Source organism: Armatimonadota bacterium (assembly GCA_031081675.1).
Taxonomy (GTDB): domain Bacteria; phylum Sysuimicrobiota; class Sysuimicrobiia; order Sysuimicrobiales; family Kaftiobacteriaceae; genus Calidihabitans; species Calidihabitans tengchongensis.
Genome location: JAVHLZ010000004.1, coordinates 123,174 through 124,634, shown reverse-complemented (window position 1 = coordinate 124,634; position 1,461 = coordinate 123,174). Strand labels below are relative to the sequence as shown.

Genomic DNA, 1,461 nt, shown 5'->3' with positions numbered 1-1,461 from the left:
TCCCACCCACAGGCGGAGCCGGCCAGGAGCCAGACCAGGGGTGTGACCGCGACCGTGCTGAAAGAAAACTGGGCCTGCAGGAGATAGGCGACGACCGCCGCCAGCCATCCTGATGCCAGAATCCGGTTCGATCGCTCTGTCCGCTGTACCAGTCGCCACGCAGAATACACGACCAGTCCCCAGAATGCGGCGTAGGACATGGCGCCCGGCGCGCCCACCGAGACCGCCACGTGCAGAAGGTCATTGTGCGCGCGGTCGATGATGACCGGACGGAGTCCGAACAGCGGGACCATTGTCCTGCGGTCGTACGGGAAGACCTCGCCCAGCGTCTCCAGACCCCACCCCAACCAGGGCCTCGTCCGAACGAGTTGAACCGTCCCCTTCCACGTGTACAGCCGCTGCGCCGCAGACCCAGACGACAGGTCGACAGTGGAGGTGGCCCGGGCAGCCGCCTTGTGAGGGCCCGCGGCGACCAGAAGAACCCCGACCGACAGGACAGCCGCCGTTGCGATCGCCATGGTCACGATCCGCGTTGTGCGCCTCTCCCAGACCGCGACCACGAGGACAACCATCCCCGCTATCAGCGCCAGCCACGCTGCGCGCGTCAACGTCAGCCCGGTGGCCACACACCCCAGGACGGCTCCCGCCAGCCACAGGGCCCGGATCCGGGACGGAGAGGAGACGCCCAGGGCCAGCAGCAGGGGAACCACCGTCGCCAGGTATCCGCCAAAGACCACCGGGCCGCCCACCAGGGACCCCAGGCGGGGAACGCCCAATCCGCCGTACCACTCTCGCATGAACGCCTCGGCCGGAAAGAGGGGAGGCACTGCCAGCTGGACAAGGCCGTACCCGATGGCGACGAGCGCGGACGCGCCGGCGGCCGTCGCGAGCGTCCGCAGACCCGCGGCGCAGCCGAAGAAGTGGACGCCGATGAAGTACAGGCCGACGTAGGCCAGGTGCGTGAAGAGCCCTTCCCGGCGCAGCGGGGTACCGAGGAAGGAGTTATAGAGGTTCGACGACACCACAGTGGACAGCAGGAGCGCCAGCACGTATCCCCAGACGGGAAGCTCGGCCGGCGTCAGCCGCCACCGCAGCCCGGACGGCCCGAGGCGTGCCAGGACCCACCCGCTCACAGCCAGAACAGTCAGGGCGTACAGCGTCAGCGCCTTGGCCTGCGTGTAGCCCTCGCCTTCCCCCCAGGGAATGACCGCCAGGGGCAGCACGAGGACCAGCACCACAGCCGCAGTGCGTGCGAGCCTGGTCCCGACGTCAGGTTGCTCACACCCGTGGGAACCCACGTGGTCACCTGGCCGTCCCGTCCAGCCGGCGCAGCTGCTCCCGCGCAGGCTGAAACTCCGGGTTCAGGCGCAGGACCTGCTCCCAGGCCGCCCGCGCCGACTCCCTGTCGCCCAACTGCAGATTGGCGTGCCCGAGGAGGTGGTAGGCCAGCCAGTCCTCGGG

Annotated in this window: 1 protein-coding gene; it reads right to left on the bottom strand. The window is 69.2% G+C overall.

The window, feature by feature from the left end:
* Positions 1–1,235, bottom strand: a 1,235-nt coding sequence (locus tag RB150_02760; GenBank protein MDQ7819461.1) for an O-antigen ligase family protein, incomplete at its 3' end; no start/stop codon positions are given.
* Between the last annotated feature and the right edge of the window lie 226 nt (positions 1,236–1,461).